Here is a 1630-nt window from a genome sequence, read left to right as displayed (position 1 = left end):
TCGTAGCCGCCGCCGAGGTACGGAAAGCGTGCGAGCGACTCGTCGGAGAGCTCGCTCGGGGGTTGGTAGCGATCGGCCCACAACGCAACGTGGTCAGCGATCCCGGCAAGCTCCGGGCGCGTCCTCGGGTTGTACTGATAGCCCGTACCGGCGATCACGAAGTCGAACAGATGCGATCCGTCGGCCGCATCGACGCGAACCTTGCCGGCCTCGACCCGCGCATCGTGCCACGGAGCGGACAGATGCACCCGGAAGCCGCCGAACGCGACCGCACGCTCGACAGACTCCAGTGTGCAACTACGCCCTGCCTGCGCCGCGATTGCCTTGATACGCCAGCGATCGGCGTCGGCGCGCCGGTGGAAGTTCTCTCTGGCACCCAGACTCTGTGCGGGCCCGGCGCTCGAACCTTGCACGATCAGCTCGGGACGCCGGGTGAACAGGTGCACCGCACGCGCGCCGGCCTCGAGCGCCGTACCGGCCGCGTCGAGTGCGGATGCGCCGGCTCCGAGGACAGCGACGACCTGGCCCGCGAGTGCCGAGAAGTCGATCCGGTCACCTGTGTGGGCGGCGAGGTGCCTGGGCAGGCCGGCGAACGGTGGAGGCAGGTACGGGCCGCCGGTGCCCTCGACGCCGTTTGCCAGCACGAGCTTTCGGGTGGTCTCCACGATGTCGTCCACGCCGCCGTCCGGCCGGGTCACCGCGAGCCGGAGGACCAGATGGTCTGCGGCCGGAGTGACGCCGATCAACCGGGTGTGGTTGCGGACGGCAACGTTCACCGTTCGCCCGAACCATCTGACGTACTCGGCCCACACGGTCCGCGAGATGCGGTCGATGTCGTCGTACGCCGCCTCGCCGTACCGCCGCTCGTACCAAGCCCGGAAGCTCAGCTCCGGAAACCCGTACTCCGGCTCCGGCCAGGCCTTCGGCGTCCGCAACGTCCGCATCCGCGCCGTCGTGGTCCAACACCCCCGTCTCGCCGGGAGCCGCCGCGTCGATCACGGTCGCCCGCCCGATCCCGGCCCGCCGCAGCGCGAACCCGATCCCCAGCCCCGCCTGCCCGCCACCGACGACCACGACATCGTGATCGAACGCCGTCGCCCGCACCCAGTTCGCCGGCTCCGCCCCGAAGTACTTCAGCTGTCGATCACTCATGGACCCAACGGTATGTGTACTGATTCAGTAGACATTCGATCGTCCGGATAGTGAGCGATCGGGAACGAGCGATGGCGGTGGTCAGTGCTGACGGGCCGGTCGTGCGTCAAGAGCTTGTCGACTGACATGCTCTTGGCCTGTACCAGCAGCGCGTGTGCGAGGTTGGATCGCGTGACACGGTAGGCGTTCTGACGAACGACTGCGCTGCGGAGCCGCCGGTCTAGCACAGCGTTGGCAGGCGACGCGCCGATTCCTGGATCTGGGTCTTGACCTGGGCGTGGGTCGCACAGCTGCGATCCGCGGCCGCGTGTGCGAGAGCGGTGTTCAAGAGCCCGCAATTCCCCGTGGTTTTGCCGTGCTCTTGGCGGCCGCCCTGCTTAGCGTGGGTGCCGTGACCGCCGGACAGACCGCGGCGTCCGCCGCCGAGCCGGCGCTCGCGTCCCAGGACCTGGCCGCCGCCGGTGTCGGCTCGCCGTAC

General features: G+C 69.1%; 1 protein-coding gene. It reads right to left on the bottom strand.

The annotated features are described in order from the left end of the window. Window positions 1–944, bottom strand: a 944-nt coding sequence (locus ACFV9C_RS44750; RefSeq protein WP_380204273.1) for a SidA/IucD/PvdA family monooxygenase, incomplete at its 3' end; no start/stop codon positions are given. Between the last annotated feature and the right edge of the window lie 686 nt (window positions 945–1630).

It is taken from the genome of Kribbella sp. NPDC059898 (assembly GCF_042730855.1).
Taxonomy (GTDB): domain Bacteria; phylum Actinomycetota; class Actinomycetes; order Propionibacteriales; family Kribbellaceae; genus Kribbella.
The sequence above is the reverse complement of the archived record's forward strand: the minus strand, read 5'-3'. Positions and strand labels throughout refer to the sequence as shown.